Consider the following 20077-nt stretch of genomic DNA (forward strand, 5'->3'; position numbering starts at 1 on the left):
CACGTTAAGCCATAACAATACGTTTTTATCATCATGGCTCAACGAATCAGACTAGATTCCAGAAGAAGAACGATATGACTACTAGCGATTTGATTACACCTGTGTCAGCAATCACACCAACCATCACTCAATTTTGTCATCAGGCTTGGCAGCTCAATGCTAAAGCGCAGTACGTTGAAAGCGATGACAGCAAAACTTACCTGATCACCGACGTGACACCTTTCCACCCAGTGAGTCATATTTGGCCCGATCACCCTGCAGACCAAGGCTTTGTGAATGTTGGTGACGTGCAATTTCCCGTTGAAGACTGCCTTGTTGGTGCTATAGAACAATCTACTGGCAAGCTTCATATCGCAGCAGATATCCCTGTTAAGCGTGATACGGAAGGGTGGGCGTTTGTTGTTGTCCACCAGCTACCTACATCTGCTTCTATGATTAAGGTTAACGACGAAGTCGTGTTGTCGGTTGATAAAGAGTACCAAGCCAGTTTGAGCCGTGGTCACAGTGCTGGTCACATCGCTTTCCTAGCCTTGAATAAAGTATTGGCTGAAAGCTACTGGCGTAAAGATGCGGACAGAAAAGATCCGCTTGGCAGTTACGACTTCAATAGTTATGCACAAGTGACGAGCTTTGTGACTCCAGAGCTGTGTACCGATAAGTATCGCTTAGGCAAAACCCTCAAGAAGCGCGGTTTGAACGTTGCAGACATGCTAGCAAATCTTGATGACATCGAAGCTGATATCAACCAAATGCTTGCGGGCTGGCTTGCAGAGCCGACGCCAGTTGCGATGAGACTAGAAGGCGAGGCGTTAACAGACTCTCGTTACTGGGAGTGGCAGCTTGACGCAGATACTCAGGTCACTATTCCTTGTGGTGGCACACACATTGGAAATACCTCAGAACTTGGTGCGCTGTCCGTTAAGCTGACCCAGCTAGATGACCAAAACATTGAAATGCTGACGCATGTAATTCGATGATTTAGACTACAGATCGAAATGGCTTGTGCTGTTTATTTTATTTTTACATGTCACTTTTGATATAAATAACTATTTGAAATTGAAATGCAGCATATGTAACTTATGCTTTCGGTGTGTGGTGATATAAATATTCTTTTTGGGGTAGATCGCTGATCAAAATAGATAAAGCGAAAGATCAACCTATGATCTTCGATTGTGTGTCGTACTAATTTAGTGTGTTATTATTAACCAATAACAAGCTTGCATAAGAACAAGTTGTACCCGATTACACAATTGAAAGCCTTAGTGAATGGAACAACAATTTTTATTAGAAGGTCATCGAGCCGTCAATAGCTTGCTACGGAAGCTTGCGCTTGGGATGGATCGCAAAGATTTAAATCACAAAATTATTCAGCTTACCGAGCAGCGCATGGCTTCAATTTTACTGCTCAACTCAGAGTCTAAAACGTTACACCTTGAGTATGCCCCAAACCTGCCTGATTTTTACAATCAACAGATCGAAGGGATAGGAATTGGTGCGGGGATAGGCTCTTGTGGCGAGGCAGCTGCGCTTAAGAAAGCAGTGATGATCTCCAACATAAATGCACACCCAAACTGGGCACCTTTTCTGGCCCTCACCAATCAAGCGAATTTACATGCCTGTTGGTCGGTCCCCATTATCTCGTCGCGCGGTAATGTGTTGGTTACCTTCGCTATTTATAGCCAGTACATCTCTGAACCACATGAATTTGAGCTCGAGATCTTAGAGCTACTGGCTTCCCTGTATTCGGTAGCACTAGAGAAGTTTGAGCTGGAGAAGCAGCTAAACTTTTTCGCTAATCGAGATTCTTTAACCCATTGCTTGAATCGTCGCGCATTGTTTAATGAAGCGGAGAAAGTGTTGGCCAAGCGATGCTTTTCTGAAAAGGTGATGGCGTGTTTGTTTGTTGATGTCGATAAGTTCAAATCGATAAATGATACCTATGGCCACAGTTTCGGTGACGATGTGCTGTTGGCGGTTGCCGAAGTTCTTGATGAGGCAACCACAGCATGTGCCAAGATAGGCCGTTATGGTGGCGATGAGTTTGTGGTGTTCTCTTGCTTTGATGATCAAGAAAGCGTTGTTAGCTTCTACCACAGCTTAGAGAAAGCACTGCAACAAGCGCTTTATATCAATGATGTGCAGTTCTCAGTGAGTGTTGGGTTGTCTTGTGAGAAAGATCCTCAAGGATTAGACCAGTTGATCGCACAAGCTAATAAGAACATGTACCAAATCAAGCAAGCGAAGTCTCAGCGGTAGTAGATTGTAAAAATAGTAGTGAATTAGGAAATGCTAATGAGTGAAAATATCTGCCCTAAGTGCCAGTCTGAGCTAGCTTGGGATGGCAAGTATCATTGTGAAAGTTGTCAGGCTCACTTTACTAAAGTTGGGTTTTGCCCTGAGTGCAGCAGCCAACTTGAGAAGCTTCAAGCCTGTGGTGCGGCGAGCTATTTTTGCAACGGTGATTGCAACGAGTTGAAATCAAAGTCGAGAGTAAAATTCGAATTTCAACCTGCGGAATAGCCTTAAACTACATGGTTTGAACGACCATCGGTGATGTTATACCAGAGACTCAATACTAAAGTGTTGGGTCTTTTTTGTATCTGAAGAACAGGAATGTGTCATCTTGGTTCATTCCCACCGTCACTGCACCAGTATGAAACATAGTTACATGATTGCTATGCACTCTATTGGTGTGAGTTTCTTTTAAATTCTATTAATACAATTACTTATAAATAATTTCGTTGGTTTATAAGTTTGGCACTCTTCTTGTAACTCTGTGATTGAATAACAAAAATACAATTATGGAGTAATATCATGAACAAGGTGTTCAATTTATCGCTAGCTGCACTGTGTACAACACTTTCATTTTCTTCTGCAACAGTGTTTGCTGCTGATGAGACCATCAAGGTCGGTGTTCTACACTCACTCTCTGGCACCATGGCGATCAGTGAGACAACGCTAAAAGATACCGTGCTAATGCTCATCGAAGAGCAGAACAAAAAGGGCGGTTTGCTTGGTAAGAAGCTAGAGCCTGTCGTGGTTGACCCTGCGTCAAACTGGCCGCTATTTGCTGAGAAAGCGCGTGAGCTTATCGAAAAAGAGAAAGTGGATGTGGTGTTCGGTGGTTGGACGTCGGTATCACGTAAATCCATGCTACCTGTCTTTGAAGAACTCAACAGCATCCTTTTCTACCCAGTACAGTATGAAGGTGAAGAGTCTTCTAAAAACGTTTTCTACACCGGTGCCGCGCCAAACCAACAAGCGATCCCAGCAGTGGATTACTTGATGGAAGAGCTTGAAGTCGAGCGCTGGGTACTTGCAGGTACCGATTACGTTTATCCACGTACAACCAATAAGATCTTAGAAGCCTACCTAAAAGATAAAGGTGTCGCAGAAGAAGACATCATGATCAACTACACGCCATTTGGTCACTCTGATTGGCAATCTATCGTTTCAGACATCAAAAAGTTCGGTGAAGCTGGCAAGAAAACCGCTGTGGTTTCTACTGTAAACGGCGATGCGAACGTACCTTTCTATAAAGAGCTAGGCGCTCAAGGCATTTCATCTGAAGACATCCCAGTTATTGCATTCTCTGTTGGTGAAGAAGAACTGTCAGGCATGGACACAGAACCATTGGTTGGTCATCTAGCGGCATGGAACTACTTCATGAGTGTTGATACTGAAGCTAATGAAGAGTTCGTTGAAACGTGGCAGTCGTTCATCAAGAGTGAAAAGCGTGTCACCAATGACCCAATGGAAGCGCACTATGTTGGCTTCAATATGTGGGCTCAAGCGGTCACTAATGCGGGCACAACCGATCCTGAATCTGTGCAAGATGCCTTGATTGGCGTGTCTGTACCTAACCTTTCTGGCGGCTACTCTACCATGCTGCCAAACCACCACATTACTAAACCAGTCCTGATCGGTGAAATCCAAGGCGATGGTCAATTCGATATCGTTTGGGAAACCACTGGACTAGTGGCGGGTGATGCTTGGTCGAGTTACTTACCTGAATCGGCAAAACTGTTCTCTAGCTGGTCGAAGCCATTCTCATGTGGTGCGTTTAACGTCGAAACGAAGAAGTGTTCTGGCGGTAACTAGATCGTCAATTCAGGAATATTGAGCCTTCCGGTTTGGGAAGAACGCGTCTGTTTAACGGGCGAAGCGAACGGAAGGCTCATCGTTTCAGGTAACAACCACTATCCACACATCCTCCAAGTAAAAATAACAATATCTAACTTGGTTGGTTAAGGAAGCAGGGATGAAAAACGTATTAAACGTATTTAAAGCGCTGTTGCTCATGGCAGTCAGTGCTCAGTTGGCTTTTGCTGGAATAACGGATGAAGCTAGCTTTACCAAGGCGCTAGTTGGTAAGAAAACATCGGATAAAGAATTAGCTATCGATTGGGTGATTGAGACGCAAACGGAAGATGTGTCGAAAGCTATTTTAGATGGCTGGTTAAACGGAAACCTTTACTACTTCAATGAGAAACAGAGCGAGCAGTACAAACAGCTCTACCTCATTCAAAGTATCAAAACAGCGACGTCAGCTCAGTCAGTATGGGATGATTCAACGCTTAATATCGAGAATGCGAGACAGTTTAAAAAGGTTCGTGTGAATAACAAACTTCGCGGGATATTACGCGGGGAAATAGCCTCGATTGGACTGAACAGCGGCAACCCTGATGTGCGTTATAAGGCGGTTTTGGATTTGTTAGGAACCAAAGACGCTGACATTATCGAACGACTAACTGAACTCAGAGCCAATGAATCAGATGGCAAAGTAGCTGAGCTAATGGATTTGTCGTTAGCGATTGCCACTTCTCTTAATAACAGTGCCACCATTGAAGATCGTGTGGCTTCAATTGAACGAGTTGGCGACTTCAAACACTCGGTGGTTCTGAAAACACTGAATCAACTGTTAAACACTGAGCAAGATCCAAGCATTACCGCTGCAGCAGAACGTGCGATGGATAGCTATCAACAAAGCCAAGCACTCTATTCGGGTGTAGAAACAGTATTCTTCGGTTTGAGTTTAGGCTCGGTATTGGTACTGGCAGGCATTGGCTTAGCGATTACCTTTGGTGTGATGGGCGTTATCAACATGGCTCATGGCGAGCTGATCATGATTGGCGCTTACACCACCTACGTATTGCAGTTGTTGATGCCGAATCATATTGGCCTAGCGCTGATACTTTCCATTCCAGCGGCATTCATTGTTTCTGGTTTAGTGGGCATTGCGATTGAGCGAAGTGTGATTCGTCATCTTTATGGTCGCCCATTGGAAACCTTACTCGCGACCTTTGGTATTAGCTTAATCTTGCAGCAGGCTGTTCGTTCTATTTTCTCTCCTTTGAACCGCTCAGTGAGCACGCCTGAATGGATGTCTGGAGCACTTCAATTAAACCCAATGTTGTCCCTGACCTACAACCGCCTTTACATCATTCTCTTCTGTGGTTTGGTGTTTATGGGCTTATTAATGGTTCTGAAAAAGACACCACTAGGTTTGCAGGTTCGTGCGGTTTCTCAAAACCGTGGCATGGCTCGTGCGATGGGTATTCGTTCAGAGCGAGTTGATGCGATGACCTTCGGTTTAGGCTCTGGCGTTGCGGGTGTTGCAGGCGTGGCACTGTCTCAACTGACCAACGTTGGCCCAAATATGGGGCAGGCATACATCATCGACTCATTCATGGTGGTGGTATTCGGCGGTGTTGGCAACCTATGGGGCACGCTAGTCGCAGGCTTAAGCCTTGGTCTGTTCAATAAAATTTTAGAACCATGGGCTGGTGCGGTTCTCGCCAAGATTCTGGTACTGGTTTTCATCATTCTATTTATTCAAAAACGCCCACGCGGACTCTTCCCGCAACGTGGTCGTGCGGCTGAAGGTTAAGGACAACATCATGCAGTCAAAATCATTTGTACTTTCGGCAATGCGTGGTGACAAAGGTGGCCAACTGACCATCCTTGCCATTCTAGCGGCCGTTATTCTTATCCCACTGGCTAACACCATGTTACCAAGTGGGCACCCGCTCCATGTAGAGACTTTTACTATCTCGCTGATGGGCAAATATCTGAGCTACGCAATGTTGGCGTTGGCGCTCGATCTGGTGTGGGGCTATCTCGGAATCTTGAGCCTTGGCCACGGTGCTTTCTTTGCGCTTGGTGGTTATGCGATGGGCATGTACTTGATGCGTCAGATTGGTGACCGTGGGGTTTATGGTGATCCAGTCTTACCAGATTTCATGGTGTTCCTTGATTGGTCTGCGTTGCCGTGGTTCTGGCAGGGCTTTGACCAGTTCTGGTTTGCTTGCCTGATGGTGGTGCTAGTGCCGGGCGCATTGGCTTACTTGTTCGGTTATTTAGCTTTCCGCTCTCGTGTGTCCGGGGTGTATCTTTCTATCATGACTCAGGCATTAACTTACGCATTGATGCTGGCATTTTTCCGCAACGAAATGGGCTTTGGTGGCAACAACGGACTGACGGATTTCAAAGACATCATCGGTCTGAGTTTGCAGAGTGATGCGGTCAAGATAGGTCTGTTTGTCGCGACTGGTATTGCGCTTATTCTCAGCTACATAGCTTGTCGCATGGTGGTGACCAGTCGATTAGGTCGTGTGGCATTAGCGATTCGTGATACGGAATCACGCACTCGCTTTATGGGCTATGACGTCGATGGCATCAAGCTGTGGGTCTTCGTTCTTTCTGCGGTTATCGCCGGTATTGCCGGGGCTTTATATGTCCCTCAAGTGGGTATTATCAATCCGGGAGAATTTGCTCCTCTTAACTCGATTGAGATTGTGGTTTGGGTAGCCTTAGGCGGTCGTGCCACTCTGTTTGGTGCCATTGTCGGTGCATTGATCATCAACTACGCCAAGAGTTGGTTTACGGTTGAGTTCCCGGAGGTGTGGCTGTTTGCTCTGGGTGGACTATTCGTACTCTCAACCATGTACTTCCCACAAGGTGTGATTGGCTTTGTCAGTGAAAAGTGGCAGCAGCTGCGCAAGGCATCAAATGGGAAAAACCAAGATAAAGATAAGGATGATCAGCACAAGGCCAAGGAGGTGATCGCATGACCACATTTAATAGCGTAAAGGAATCGGTTCAGGCGTTCACTCGTCGAGACGAAGTCTTTGATTACCTCAAACCCGATATTCATCCTGCCATCGATACTCGACATAATGTGCTGTTGTATGTCGAAGGCGTCAACAAAAGCTTCGATGGTTTCCAAGCGATAAACGACCTCAACCTTTACATCAAAGAGGGAGAGCTACGCTGTATCATCGGTCCTAATGGCGCAGGTAAAACCACCATGATGGACATTATCACAGGTAAAACTAAGCCAGACACCGGCGAGGTGTGGTTGGGTTCGAACATCAACTTATTGAAGATGAACGAAGCCGAAATCGCCAATGCAGGCGTTGGGCGTAAATTCCAAAAACCGACCGTGATTGAGTGTTTAACTGTGTGGCAGAACCTTGAATTAGCCATGGCCGGTGACCGCTCAGTGTGGGCGACGTTCACCGCTGTGATGTCTGGTGAACAGAAAGACAAATTGACCTCGGTACTTGAGCTGATTCATTTAAAAGACGAAGCGGCGAATTTGGCAGGTAACCTGTCTCACGGACAAAAGCAGTGGTTAGAGATCGGCATGCTATTGATGCAAAACCCTAAGCTGTTGCTGGTGGATGAACCCGTGGCAGGTATGACTCACCAAGAAATGGACCGCACCTCTGAGTTACTTAACTCGCTAGCAGGTAAGCACTCGGTGGTTGTAGTTGAACACGATATGGATTTCGTTCGTTCGATTGCTAGCCACGTCACCGTGCTTCATCAAGGTCACGTGTTGGCAGAAGGCACCATGGATCAAGTGCAGGCTCACCCTGAAGTTAAACAAGTTTATCTCGGAGAATAGGATGTTAGAGGTTAAATCAGTTAATCAATATTACGGTGAGAGCCACACGCTGTGGGATTTGGATATGCAGATCCCAGAAGGTAAATGCACGGTGCTAATGGGGCGAAATGGTGTCGGTAAAACCACCTTACTGCAATGCATTATGGGGTTGGTGAAGGTTGAAAGCGGTGACATCTCCTTATCGGGTGAGTCACTTTTGAAAACCGATGCCGAGGACCGTCCACGCCAAGGGATCGGCTATGTACCGCAAGGTCGCCAGATCTTCCCAATGCTCACTGTTCAAGAAAATCTAGAGGTCGGTTTACCGATTCGTAAAAAGGGTGACCGCAAGATCCCTGAATTCATCTTCGATATTTTCCCAGTGTTAAAAGAGATGCTACATCGTCGCGGTGGTGATTTATCGGGTGGCCAGCAGCAACAGCTAGCGATTGGGCGTGCGCTGGTGGTTAATCCAAAGCTATTGATCTTGGATGAGCCGACGGAGGGTATTCAACCCAATATTGTGCAAGAGATTGGCGACATCATTCGCATGCTCAACGAGAAAATGGGGCTCACGGTTCTGTTGGTTGAACAGAAGCTGCCGTTTGCAAGAAAGGTCGGTGACCGTTTTTGCATTATCGACCGTGGACGCCAAGTGGCAGAAGGTGAAATGACAGGGCTCGATGAGTCCTTGATAAAGGAGTACCTAACCGTATGAATTCTCTCTTTTCTCCGAATGAAGTAAGCAAGGCTTCTTTAGTAGAAGCTTTATCTTTGAATGAGACCATCGAACAAGATATTCGTGATGGTTGGCAAGCGAGTTTAAACCTCACCTTTGTCGATCGAGGTGATAAAACCGTATTAAAGAATCGTCAGCAGTCTGGTCCGCTTGCGGTGCAACGCCCCCTGTATCCTGATGGGGAAACGTGTCACACCTACTTACTCCATCCCCCCGGCGGAGTGGTAGGTGGTGACACTCTCAATATTAACGTGAATCTTGAGCACGGTGCTCACGCGTTGATTACCACACCCGGTGCGACCAAGTTTTATCGCTCAAACAACAAGTACGCCAAGCAGAAGCAGACCCTACGAGTGAAGAAAGATGCACGCTTGGAATGGATGCCGCAAGAGAACATCTTTTTCCCGAATGCACACGTTCGTTTAGATACTGAAATTCGCCTAGAAAAGGGTGCACAGTTTTGGGGTTGGGAGATGCACTGTTTTGGACGCCCTGCACAGAATGAGGGATTCGAGCATGGTCATCTCGTTGGGAAAACAGAAATCTATCTTGATAATCAAAGGCTTCTGACTGAAGGCTTTAATTTTCATGGTGGCGATAAGTTAATGATAAATATGGGGTTACTTGATTATTCAATGATGGGAACCTTTTATATCACCTCAAATGAGAAGCAAGATCTAGAGTTGGTACAGAGCTTGCTCATATCTATTACACAGCAAGCTTCACAGCAATCAGTTACATCAAAAACGTCGAGTGAACCCACATTAATATTGGGCGCGACTCAGATAGAAGGATTGATTGTGGTGCGAGCCTTGGGTTATTGGAGTGAAGACATCCTCCAGGCCTTTGGTCAGATATGGCAAGCAACTCGCTCTCATTTATGTGGTACGACTCCTGATTTACCAAGGATTTGGGCGACTTAGCGATTAGCCCTATTTGTACCGAGGGCGACTTCCGGCCCTCGGTACATTTTTTCAAGCTTGCTGTGATTGAATCCCACTTACTGCTCATGCGTTTCTGAGCACTAAGAAAACAACACTAACAGCGGGCAGCTAAATGGAATTAACACCAAGAGAAAAAGATAAGCTACTTATCTTCTGCGCAGGAATGCTGGCACAGCAGCGTAAACAGAAAGGCTTAAAACTCAACTACCCAGAATCTATTGCTCTGATCAGCAGTGCCATTCTTGAAGGTGCCCGTGAGGGGAAAACCGTTTCGGAATTGATGGATTTTGGACGCACACTGCTTACCGTCGATGACGTTATGGAGGGGATCCCTTCCATGATCCCAGATGTACAAGTCGAAGCGACTTTTCCCGATGGCACCAAGTTGGTGACCGTTCATGAACCTATCGTGTAGGGAGAAGTAATATGGCTGGATCCACCAAACAATATTCAGGCTTAGTGCCCGGAAAAGTAGAAACCGCTCCCGGTGATATCACTCTAAACGAAGGCCGAGACACGACGTCCGTAAAGGTTCAAAATATAGGCGACCGTCCCGTGCAAATCGGCTCTCATTACCACTTCTATGAAGCAAACCCTTCGCTGATCTTTGACCGAGAAGCCACTAAAGGCTTTCGACTCAATATCCCTGCGGGCACCGCTACCCGTTTTGAACCGGGTCAGTCACGTAGCGTCGAGTTAGTGCGTTATGCCGGTAAGTTAGAGATTTATGGCTTCCAAGGAAAGGTGATGGGCAAGCTCTAAGCGCTCCCATAGAAAGAATTAAAACAACAAAGGATTGAACATGGCGACGATATCCAAACAGGCTTATGCCGAAATGTTTGGGCCTACAGTCGGTGACCGAGTGCGTCTTGCTGACACCGATTTATGGCTAGAAGTTGAAAAGGATTACACCGTATACGGTGATGAAGTGAAGTTTGGCGGCGGTAAAGTGATCCGTGATGGACAGGGACAAAGCCAACGTCCAAGCGCCGAAACACCTGACTTGGTGATCACCAATGCGATTGTGTTGGATTATTGGGGCATCGTAAAAGCCGATGTCGCCATCAAAGACGGCCGAGTTCAAGCTTTAGGCAAAGCAGGTAACCCAGACGTTCAGCCGGGCGTCGATATAGTAATTGGCCCGGGCACGGAAATTTTGGCAGGTGAAGGCTCGATTCTCACCGCGGGTGGTATCGACTCACATATTCACTTTATCTGCCCGCAACAGATTGAAGAAGCCTTAGCATCTGGTGTTACGACCATGATAGGCGGTGGTACGGGGCCAAACACAGGCACTAACGCGACGACATGTACACCGGGTCCATGGAACATGCACCGTATGTTGGAATCACTCGACCAATTCCCAATGAACTTTGGTTTGTTAGGTAAGGGCAATGCGAGCCAACCGGAAGCATTGCGTGAACAAGTGGCAGCGGGTGCTGTGGGTTTGAAGTTGCACGAAGACTGGGGAACCACTCCCGCTTCAATCGATACCTGTTTGAGTGTGGCTGACGAGATGGACGTACAAGTTGCGATTCATACCGACACTCTGAATGAATCTGGTTTTGTTGAATCGACACTTGGCGCAATCGGCGACCGCGTGATTCATACCTATCACACCGAAGGTGCGGGCGGTGGTCATGCTCCCGATATTATTCGTGCTGCAGGTGAGCCGAACGTTTTGCCTTCCTCAACCAATCCAACACGCCCTTACACCATCAATACCGTCGATGAGCACTTAGACATGTTGATGGTGTGTCATCACCTTTCACCATCAATTGCAGAAGATGTCGCGTTTGCTGAATCTCGTATCCGCCGTGAAACCATTGCCGCAGAAGACATTCTTCATGACTTAGGCGCGTTCTCGATGATCGCCTCGGATTCTCAAGCTATGGGACGAGTAGGCGAGGTAGTAACACGTACTTGGCAAACCGCGCACAAGATGAAAGTTCAGCGTGGCAGCCTAAAAGAAGATTCTGATTACAGCGATAACTTTCGTTTAAGACGTTATGTCGCTAAGTACACCATCAACCCTGCTATCACGCATGGCATGTCTCATGAAATCGGTTCTATCGAAGCAGGGAAGTTAGCTGATCTAGTGTTGTGGAAGCCCGCTTTTTTTGGTGTGAAGCCCAGCGTGATTTTGAAAGGTGGCATGATTGCCATGGCACCAATGGGCGATCCAAACGCTTCTATCCCAACCCCTCAACCTGTTCACTATCGCTCTATGTTTGGTAGCTATGGCAAGGCGTGTCAGAACACATCGATGTTGTTTGTCTCTAAAGAAGCCAAAGCGCAGAACATCGATAAGCAATTGGGTTTGCAGAGTTTGATTGGTGTAGTGAGCAACTGCCGAAATATCAGTAAAGCCGACATGAAGCTCAATGATTGGATGCCAAAAATTGAGGTGGATTCTCAGACGTATCAAGTACGCGCCGATGGGGAACTGCTGACATGTGAGCCTGCAGAAGAGCTGCCAATGGCTCAGAGATATTTTTTATTCTAATAGCTCGGCAGAAGGCTCTTGTTTTAGCTCTTAATTGAGGGCTCTTATTTTGAACGTTATAAATCTCACAAGGAGATTGAGGTAATAGCAATGATTGAACTGACTCAACTGAATACTCAAATGCAAAATGCACCGGATGGCTACTTAAGCCTGCCGATCGATAGCCGAATCAAAAGCCGTCTTAAGGTGATGTTAGATGACGGACGTAATGCCGGCCTGTTTCTACCGCGAGGTCATATCTTGCGTGGTGGCGAACAACTGTCGAGTGAATGTGGCTTGGTAGTGGAAGTGAAAGCGGCACCTGAAACCGTTTCGACTGTTTACTGTGAAGACCCACACTTGCTAACGCGAGTGGCGTATCACCTTGGCAACCGTCATGTTCCGCTGCAAGTGGAAGCGGGTTGGGTTCGTTACCAACACGACCATGTTTTGGATGAAATGGTTGAAGGCTTAGGCGCGAAGGTGACCACCGAGAAACAACCGTTTGAACCAGAAGGCGGCGCTTATGGCGGTCGCTCAGGTGGTCATCATCACCATCATTAATCGAGTCATTGATGGATCACTAAACGATTTATATAACAACGATATTAATAACAATAATACCAATCACAGTAAGTAAGTGATCAACAATAGTGCAGAAAAAAGGCTTGAGAACAAGGCATAATTTTTCGATAAGTAGTTATTCTACAATCAAAAATTATAACGCAGTTATCGAGCATTTTAGCAAGCTAGGGTGAGCAATTATTTACTACGATTGGTATAAAGCAAGGAACTCGCGATGAACTTTAAAACAGCTGCAGGCTTATGCACTTTCACAATAGCTTCTCTAACAACATCAACATTGGCTTTCGCTCACCCAGGACATGGAGCGCACTCAGTTCATGAGTCTCACTCATTTATGTCTGGCTTAACTCACCCTGTGACAGGTATGGATCACCTGATCATGTTGATCGCTTTTGGTCTGTTAATTGGCGCACTGTCGTTTTCAAGCAAGATAAAAGCCGCTTTGATTGGCGGTGGGTTGGTGTCTTTGGTGGTAGGGCTTATCGCAGGCCAAGCCTTAGGTTTCTCTGTGATTGTTGAACCAGCAATCATCGCTTCTCTATTCGTTGTCAGCTTATGTTTATGGCACGTGTTCTCACCATCGACTAAGCGAGTGAACAGTGTATTAGCGGCTTCGATTGGTATGTTGTTTTTCCATGGTTATGCGCATGGCGTTGAAGCGGCAAGTAACCTAACTCAGTTTGCAACTGGTATGAGTATCACAGCTTTGGCTCTGATGGTTATCGGTACATTTGTCGGCCGCGCGGTTTACTCTAAATGGTTGTCAGTCGGCGTGGCTTCAGCAAGCGCACTATTACTGTTAGGCGCATAAGCTCTCGGACTTTTTCGATTCTAGGAAATTGAGGGCACGGTTATGACCACAACAGAAAATGTCGCCATCTATCGCCTGTTTCAATTGATCAGTCCGTCATTGCCGATTGGTGGGTTCACTTATTCGCAAGGCTTAGAGTTAGCGGTTGAAGCGGGTTGGGTGACCGATCGCAACAGCATGGAACAGTGGCTCAACACCATCGTCAACTCCAGTGTCGCGACCTTGGAATTGCCTATATTAGAGCGTCTTTACCACGCTCTAGAAAAGGGTGAACTCGATGAGATTGAGCACTGGTGTAATTACCTGTACTCAAGCCGTGAAACCAGTGAATTGCGAGCGGAAGAGAAACAGCGTGGGCAAGCATTGAATACTTTGTTGAAGCGCTTAGATATCGATATTTCACAGGTGGACTCTGTTGATAGTCATCCAAACCAATTGTTGGGCATGTGTATGGCGGCTCAGCATTGGGGTATTGATTTAGAGAGCCTCAAGCAGGGTTATTTATGGAGTTGGCTTGAAAACATCGTTACCGCAGGGGTCAAGTTAGTGCCTTTAGGTCAAACCGATGGTCAGTTGGCATTGATTAATATCACCAACACCTTTCCTGAGGTGATCGAAAAGGCCCACGCGATAGAAGATTGGATGGTAGGCAGTTTTTCGCCATCAATGGCATTAGCAAGCTCACTGCACGAAACACAATACACGAGACTATTTCGTTCGTAGCGGTCAGCGCGAACGAGGTAGCAAGAAAAGAATATAAGGAAGTAGACAATGGAAAGTTATAAGCAACCCCTTCGAATTGGTATTGGCGGCCCGGTAGGGTCTGGTAAAACAGCGTTGTTAGAGGTGCTGTGTAAAGCAATTCGAGACAAGCTGAATATTGCAGTCGTAACCAATGACATCTACACCCAAGAAGATGCAAAGATCCTCACTCGCGCTGAAGCTTTAGAACCTGACCGTATCATCGGTGTTGAAACGGGCGGTTGCCCGCATACTGCGATTCGTGAAGATGCGTCGATGAACCTAGCGGCCGTTGAAGAGCTGGCTAAGCTGCACAAAAACCTCGATGTGGTATTCGTCGAAAGCGGTGGTGATAACTTGAGTGCGACGTTCAGCCCTGAATTAGCCGATCTTACCATCTACGTGATTGATGTAGCTGAGGGGGAGAAGATCCCACGTAAAGGTGGTCCGGGTATTACACGATCCGATCTGTTAGTCATCAACAAGATCGATTTAGCACCGTATGTTGGCGCGTCACTTGAAGTGATGGAGCAAGACACTCAACGCATGCGACCAACTAAGCCATACGTGTTCACCAACCTCAAAGAGAGCCAAGGTTTAGATTTCATCATCAACTTTATTGTGACGGAAGGGATGCTGACCATGAAGGAGCCTTCTACGACGGAGTCGTGAGTAAGGTTTGAATCAGGTTGTTTTCTTTTACAGCCAGTAGATATACAAAAGCCCTGTCGATTATCGATAGGGCTTTCTGGTTTTAAATGATTTTCAACGTTCTAGTCGAACCTAAAGCTCACTCTTAGCGACTCTTGTTGTCACTTGCGATTCAATCACACCGTCTTCAACTTGAGTGGTGATCACTTCACCGACTTCGATATCGTTAATTGATGATACTGTCTTGCTCGATGCGGAATGAGTAATGCTGTAGCCACGCTTTAGGGTTGCCAGTGGACTAACGGTTTCTAGCTTCTCTGCAGCCATGGCTAGCTGATGGCGAGTGGTTAGCAGTGTTTTATCCATCGCATCTAATAGCTTTTGCTCTGAACGTTGCAGATGCAGTTTTTGTTCACCAAGGCGCTTCACTGGTGAGTTCAACTGAAGTTGGTGCTGTTTACGTTCAACACGCTGTGCATGTTGTTTTAGGTATTGAGTCATACCACGACGCAAACGCATGTCTAGGTCATCAAGCTGCTGACTCTGCTTTTGCAGTTGGTAGCTCGGGTGCTGTTTCTCCAAGCGGTATTTTAACGTTTGAGTGGATTGTGCTTGTTTGATTAACACATGACGAATCGCACTCACCAAGCGAGCACGTTTAGAGGCATAAGCTTGCTCTTTATGACTGTTGTCACGGCTAACCAATTCTGCAGCAGCTGACGGCGTTGGAGCACGCATATCTGCGACGAAATCGGCGATAGTGACGTCAACTTCGTGGCCAACTGCGCTGATAATCGGGATCTGGCTTGCTGCAATTGTGCGAGCAACGATCTCGTTATTGAAGCACCATAAGTCTTCTAATGAACCGCCGCCACGACCCACGATCAACACATCACACTCATTGCGTTCGTTAGCTCGTCCAATCGCTTGAGCAATCTGAATTGCCGCCTCTTCGCCTTGAACCATGGTCGGGTAAACCACAACAGGCAATGAAGGATCGCGTCTTTTCAGTACATCAAGAATATCAAACAGCGCAGCGCCCGTTTTTGAGGTGATAACGCCAACGCGCTTTGGGTGTTCAGGAAGTGGTTGCTTACTCGATTGAGCAAACAGGCCTTCTGCGGCAAGGTTCATCTTCAGTTTTTCAAACTCTTGCTGAAGCTTACCGTCACCCTCTGGCTGCATGCTTTCGATGATCAGTTGATAATCACCACGTGGCTCATAAAGAGACAGGCGAGCTTTGACTAGAACTTGATTACCATTCTGGGGCTTAAAGGTGACACGGCGGTTATTGCCACGAAACATGGCGCACTTAACTTGAGCGCGAGAGTCTTTAAGCGTGAGGTACCAGTGACCAGATACAGGTGCAGAGAAGTTTGAGATTTCACCAACGAGCCAGACTATTCCCATTTCGTTTTCTAATAGGAGACGAACCTCTGAGTTGAGGCGAGAAACAGTAAAGATGTTTGGATTAGTCATAGAAGCACTATCTTTCCTTGAAGGAAGGTCTTTCTTGGAATCTCACAGGGCGTGAGTATGGAAGATAGCGGCAATATAATACATAGCAAGGGGGTAAATGCAAATTAAAAGTACAAAAATGTGTAGCCAAGCGATTTCGTTGGCCGTATAATCCGTCCGCAATATCTAATCCAAATGCAGTTTGATTTTCCTTAATTGGCTGCCCTCATTAGGCGAAACGATGAGATTGGATTGTTTCTTTTTACTCCTATTATTGTGAGATATTGCAAATGCTAAGAATTGCCAAAGAAGCGCTGACATTCGACGACGTACTGCTAGTGCCAGCACACTCCACCGTTCTCCCTAATACAGCTGATCTTCGCACTCAGCTGACGAAGAATATTTCCCTAAACATCCCAATGATATCTGCATCTATGGATACTGTGACAGAAGCTCGCCTAGCGATTGCACTGGCACAAGAAGGCGGAATAGGCTTCATTCATAAGAATATGTCAATCGAACAGCAAGCTGAAATGGTTCGCCAGGTTAAAATTTACGAAGCTGGTGTGGTTTCTCACCCAGTAACAGTAAGCCCTGACGCGACAATCGCTGATGTTGTAGCCCTTACCCAAAAACACGGCTTTGCCGGTTTCCCTGTTGTTACTGAAACAAACGAACTTGTTGGTATTATTACTGGCCGTGACGTTCGCTTTGTTACTGACCTTTCTAAGAAAGTTGATGTAGTAATGACACCTAAAGCTCGCCTTGCTTCTGTTAAAGAAGGTGCAACTCGTGAAGAAGTTCAAGAGAAAATGCACGAAGCGCGTGTTGAAAAAGTTCTTGTTGTAAATGATGACTTCCAACTTACTGGAATGATCACTGCAAAAGATTTCCACAAAGCAGAACGTAAACCAAACGCTTGTAAAGATGAGCGCGGCAGCCTACGTGTAGGTGCAGCTGTTGGTGCTGGCGCTGGTAACGAAGAGCGCGTTGCTGCTCTAGTTGAAGCTGGCGTAGACGTTCTACTTATCGACTCTTCACACGGTCACTCTGAAGGCGTACTTAACCGTATCCGCGAAACTCGCGCTGCATACCCTGATCTACAAATCATCGGTGGTAACGTAGCAACTGGTGCTGGCGCACGTGCTCTTATCGAAGCGGGTGTTAGTGCAGTTAAAGTTGGTATCGGCCCAGGTTCAATCTGTACGACTCGTATCGTTACTGGTGTTGGTGTTCCTCAAGTAACAGCAATCGCAGACGCAGCGGAAGTTGCAAACGAATACGGTATTCCAGTAATCGCAGATGGCGGTATCCGCTTCTCTGGCGATATCTGTAAAGCTATCGTTGCTGGCGCATCTTGTGTGATGGTTGGTTCAATGTTCGCGGGTACTGAAGAAGCACCGGGTGAAGTTATTCTTTACAACGGTCGTTCTTACAAGTCTTACCGTGGTATGGGTTCTCTTGGCGCTATGTCTCAAGGTTCTTCTGACCGTTACTTCCAATCTGACAACGCTGCAGACAAGCTTGTTCCAGAAGGTATTGAAGGTCGTATCGCATACAAAGGTCGTCTAAAAGAGATCGTTCACCAACAGATGGGCGGTCTACGCTCAAGCATGGGCCTAACGGGTTCTGCAACTGTTGAAGACATGCGTACTAAAGCTGAGTTTGTTCGTATCTCTGGTGCGGGCATGAAAGAATCTCACGTACACGATGTTCAAATCACGAAAGAAGCACCTAACTACCGTTTAGGTTAATAATACGTCCAAACGTTTGAATAATGTGCTGATTTAGTCGGCACATTAATATACCAATCGTAGTAAATAACTGGTCATCCTAGCTTGTTAAAAACCTCGATAACTTCGTTAGAATTTTTGATTGTAGAATAACTACTTATCAGAACTCTTTGTCGAATAGAGCAGCCTCGTTCTCAGGCTTTTTTCCTACGCTATTCCTGAACACTTACTTACTGTGATTGCTATTATATCTACCGCCTGTTTTGTTAAAAGTCCGATTTTCTCAAAACACGTGGTTAAAGATATCTAACGAAAACGTTTGCTTTATTTCTTGAAGAGTTAATCAGAGGTGAGTAAACTCACCTCCGTTTTATCACATAGCCAATAAGACTGCTTACAATGACTAAAAATATTCATGACCAACGTATTCTAATTCTAGACTTCGGTTCTCAATACACACAGCTAGTAGCTCGTCGTATTCGTGAGATCGGTGTTTACTGTGAACTTTGGAGCTGGGACGTAGAAGAAGCGGATATTCGTGAATTCAATCCAGACGGCATCATCCTATCTGGTGGTCCTGAAAGTGTAACGGAGGAGAACTCTCCACGTGCACCTCAGTACGTATTTGATTCAGGTGTTCCTGTATTCGGTATCTGCTACGGCATGCAAACTATGGCTGAGCAACTTGGCGGTAAAGTAGCAACGTCTACTGAGCGCGAGTTCGGCTACGCAGCGGTACAAGTGACTGGCGAATCTGCACTTTTCGCTGACCTTGAGTCTACTCAAGATGTTTGGATGAGCCACGGCGACAAAGTAGTTGAGATTCCAGCTGATTTCACAAAGATCGCTGAAACAGACACTTGCCCATACGCTGCAATGGCAAACGAAGAGAAGAAGTACTTCGGTGTTCAATTCCACCCAGAAGTAACACACACTAAAAACGGCCTGAAAATGCTTGAGAACTTCGTTCTTAACGTATGTGGTTGTGAAGGTCTGTGGACTTCAGCTTCAATCATTGAAGATGCAGTTGCACGTATTAAAGAACAAGTAGGTGACGACGAAGTTATCCTTGGTCTTTCTGGTGGTGTTGATTCATCTGTAGTTGCGATGCTTGCTCACCGCGCTATCGGCGACAAACTAACATGTGTATTTGTTGATAACGGCCTTCTTCGTTTAAACGAAGGTGAGCAGGTTATGGAGATGTTCGGCAACAAGTTTGGCCTAAACATCATCAAAGTAGATGCTGAGCAACGTTTCCTTGATGCTCTTGAAGGCGAAGCTGAACCAGAAGCTAAGCGTAAGATCATTGGTCACGTATTCGTAGATATCTTCGATGAAGAGTCTAAGAAACTGAAGAATGCTAAATGGCTTGCTCAGGGTACTATCTACCCAGACGTAATCGAGTCTGCTGCATCTAAGACAGGTAAAGCACACGTAATCAAATCTCACCACAACGTTGGTGGTCTTCCTGATGATATGGAAATGGGCCTTGTTGAGCCTCTACGTGAGCTGTTTAAAGATGAAGTACGTAAGATCGGTCTAGAGCTTGGTCTTCCATACAACATGCTTTACCGCCACCCATTCCCGGGTCCAGGTCTAGGTGTTCGTGTACTTGGCGAAGTGAAGAAAGAGTACTGTGATCTACTGCGTCGCGCAGATGCTATTTTCATTGAAGAGCTTCACGCTGCTGACCTTTACCACAAAGTATCTCAAGCATTCACGGTATTCCTACCAGTACGTTCAGTTGGCGTAATGGGCGATGGCCGTAAGTACGATTGGGTTGTATCTCTACGTGCCGTAGAAACTATCGACTTCATGACTGCTCACTGGGCACACCTACCATACGACTTCCTAGGTAAGGTTTCTAACCGTATTATCAACGAAGTTAACGGCATTTCACGTGTTGTTTACGATATTTCTGGTAAGCCACCAGCAACTATCGAGTGGGAATAATCTCTTAGAGATTTAACCAGCTTTGATTAAGATCTTAAGCCTCGAACTCAGTTCGGGGCTTTTTTCTTGTGCGCCGAGCATGGCGT

19 protein-coding genes are annotated in these 20077 nt (G+C 46.2%); 18 read left to right on the forward strand and 1 reads right to left on the reverse strand.

Annotated features, from left to right (window positions below; translation table 11 throughout):
* Positions 1 to 74 precede the first annotated feature (74 nt).
* From AB4371_RS11335 to ureG, 16 genes are all read left to right on the forward strand, one after another.
* A complete protein-coding gene (locus tag AB4371_RS11335) occupies positions 75 to 977 on the forward strand; it encodes an alanyl-tRNA editing protein (RefSeq protein WP_372149742.1) in 903 nt (300 codons plus the stop codon).
* Between the two features lie 289 nt (positions 978 to 1266).
* Complete coding sequence (locus AB4371_RS11340) at positions 1267 to 2256, forward strand: sensor domain-containing diguanylate cyclase (protein WP_372149745.1); 990 nt, start codon at positions 1267 to 1269, stop codon at positions 2254 to 2256.
* 36 nt (positions 2257 to 2292) lie between these two features.
* Positions 2293 to 2520 carry a zinc ribbon domain-containing protein gene (locus AB4371_RS11345; protein ID WP_017056199.1) on the forward strand — a complete coding sequence of 76 codons (228 nt, stop codon included), beginning with the start codon at positions 2293 to 2295 and terminating at the stop codon, positions 2518 to 2520.
* 294 nt (positions 2521 to 2814) lie between these two features.
* Complete coding sequence (urtA, locus tag AB4371_RS11350; protein WP_017069306.1) at positions 2815 to 4101, forward strand: urea ABC transporter substrate-binding protein; 1287 nt, start codon at positions 2815 to 2817, stop codon at positions 4099 to 4101.
* Between the two features lie 160 nt (positions 4102 to 4261).
* Positions 4262 to 5890 carry an urea ABC transporter permease subunit UrtB gene (urtB, locus tag AB4371_RS11355; RefSeq protein WP_372149748.1) on the forward strand — a complete coding sequence of 543 codons (1629 nt, stop codon included), beginning with the start codon at positions 4262 to 4264 and terminating at the stop codon, positions 5888 to 5890.
* Positions 5891 to 5900: 10 nt separating this feature from the next.
* Positions 5901 to 7073: an urea ABC transporter permease subunit UrtC gene (urtC, locus tag AB4371_RS11360; protein ID WP_017062507.1), complete on the forward strand. Its 1173-nt coding sequence runs from the start codon at positions 5901 to 5903 to the stop codon at positions 7071 to 7073.
* Positions 7070 to 7912 carry an urea ABC transporter ATP-binding protein UrtD gene (urtD, locus tag AB4371_RS11365; protein WP_017062506.1) on the forward strand — a complete coding sequence of 281 codons (843 nt, stop codon included), beginning with the start codon at positions 7070 to 7072 and terminating at the stop codon, positions 7910 to 7912. Before urtC ends, urtD begins: the two co-directional genes overlap by 4 nt.
* Before the next feature lies 1 nt (position 7913).
* Complete coding sequence (urtE, locus tag AB4371_RS11370) at positions 7914 to 8609, forward strand: urea ABC transporter ATP-binding subunit UrtE (RefSeq protein WP_017062505.1); 696 nt, start codon at positions 7914 to 7916, stop codon at positions 8607 to 8609.
* Entirely contained in the window at positions 8606 to 9553 is a 948-nt protein-coding gene (locus AB4371_RS11375; protein WP_372149750.1) for an urease accessory protein UreD, read from the forward strand. Before urtE ends, AB4371_RS11375 begins: the two co-directional genes overlap by 4 nt.
* Positions 9554 to 9686: 133 nt before the next feature.
* Complete coding sequence (gene ureA / locus AB4371_RS11380) at positions 9687 to 9989, forward strand: urease subunit gamma (protein WP_004735119.1); 303 nt, start codon at positions 9687 to 9689, stop codon at positions 9987 to 9989.
* 11 nt (positions 9990 to 10000) lie between these two features.
* On the forward strand, positions 10001 to 10336 hold the full coding sequence (locus AB4371_RS11385; protein WP_017069302.1) for an urease subunit beta: 336 nt from the start codon (positions 10001 to 10003) through the stop codon (positions 10334 to 10336).
* Between the two features lie 40 nt (positions 10337 to 10376).
* Complete coding sequence (gene ureC / locus AB4371_RS11390; RefSeq protein ID WP_372149753.1) at positions 10377 to 12080, forward strand: urease subunit alpha; 1704 nt, start codon at positions 10377 to 10379, stop codon at positions 12078 to 12080.
* 90 nt (positions 12081 to 12170) lie between these two features.
* Entirely contained in the window at positions 12171 to 12623 is a 453-nt protein-coding gene (gene ureE, locus AB4371_RS11395) for an urease accessory protein UreE (protein WP_372149755.1), read from the forward strand.
* A 235-nt stretch (positions 12624 to 12858) separates the two neighbouring features.
* Positions 12859 to 13455, forward strand: coding sequence for a HupE/UreJ family protein (locus AB4371_RS11400; protein WP_372149758.1), 597 nt, complete (start codon positions 12859 to 12861; stop codon positions 13453 to 13455).
* Positions 13456 to 13497: 42 nt separating this feature from the next.
* Entirely contained in the window at positions 13498 to 14178 is a 681-nt protein-coding gene (locus AB4371_RS11405; protein WP_017067584.1) for an urease accessory protein UreF, read from the forward strand.
* A 48-nt stretch (positions 14179 to 14226) separates the two neighbouring features.
* Entirely contained in the window at positions 14227 to 14868 is a 642-nt protein-coding gene (gene ureG / locus AB4371_RS11410; RefSeq protein WP_004735125.1) for an urease accessory protein UreG, read from the forward strand.
* A gap of 111 nt (positions 14869 to 14979) precedes the next feature.
* On the opposite strand, the gene xseA is transcribed toward ureG, so the two are convergent.
* Positions 14980 to 16326, reverse strand: coding sequence for an exodeoxyribonuclease VII large subunit (gene xseA, locus AB4371_RS11415; RefSeq protein WP_372149761.1), 1347 nt, complete (start codon positions 16324 to 16326; stop codon positions 14980 to 14982).
* Positions 16327 to 16595: 269 nt separating this feature from the next.
* Here xseA and guaB point away from each other — a divergent pair, with 269 nt between their 5' ends.
* The gene (gene guaB, locus AB4371_RS11420; protein ID WP_017062496.1) at positions 16596 to 18059 is read left to right on the forward strand and encodes an IMP dehydrogenase; all 1464 of its coding nucleotides are present in this window, start codon (positions 16596 to 16598) and stop codon (positions 18057 to 18059) included.
* Positions 18060 to 18437: 378 nt separating this feature from the next.
* On the forward strand, positions 18438 to 19991 hold the full coding sequence (gene guaA, locus AB4371_RS11425; protein ID WP_017066418.1) for a glutamine-hydrolyzing GMP synthase: 1554 nt from the start codon (positions 18438 to 18440) through the stop codon (positions 19989 to 19991).
* Positions 19992 to 20077 lie beyond the last annotated feature (86 nt).

It is taken from the genome of Vibrio sp. 10N.261.51.A3, from assembly GCF_041471965.1.
GTDB classification, from domain to species: Bacteria; Pseudomonadota; Gammaproteobacteria; order Enterobacterales; family Vibrionaceae; genus Vibrio; species Vibrio crassostreae_C.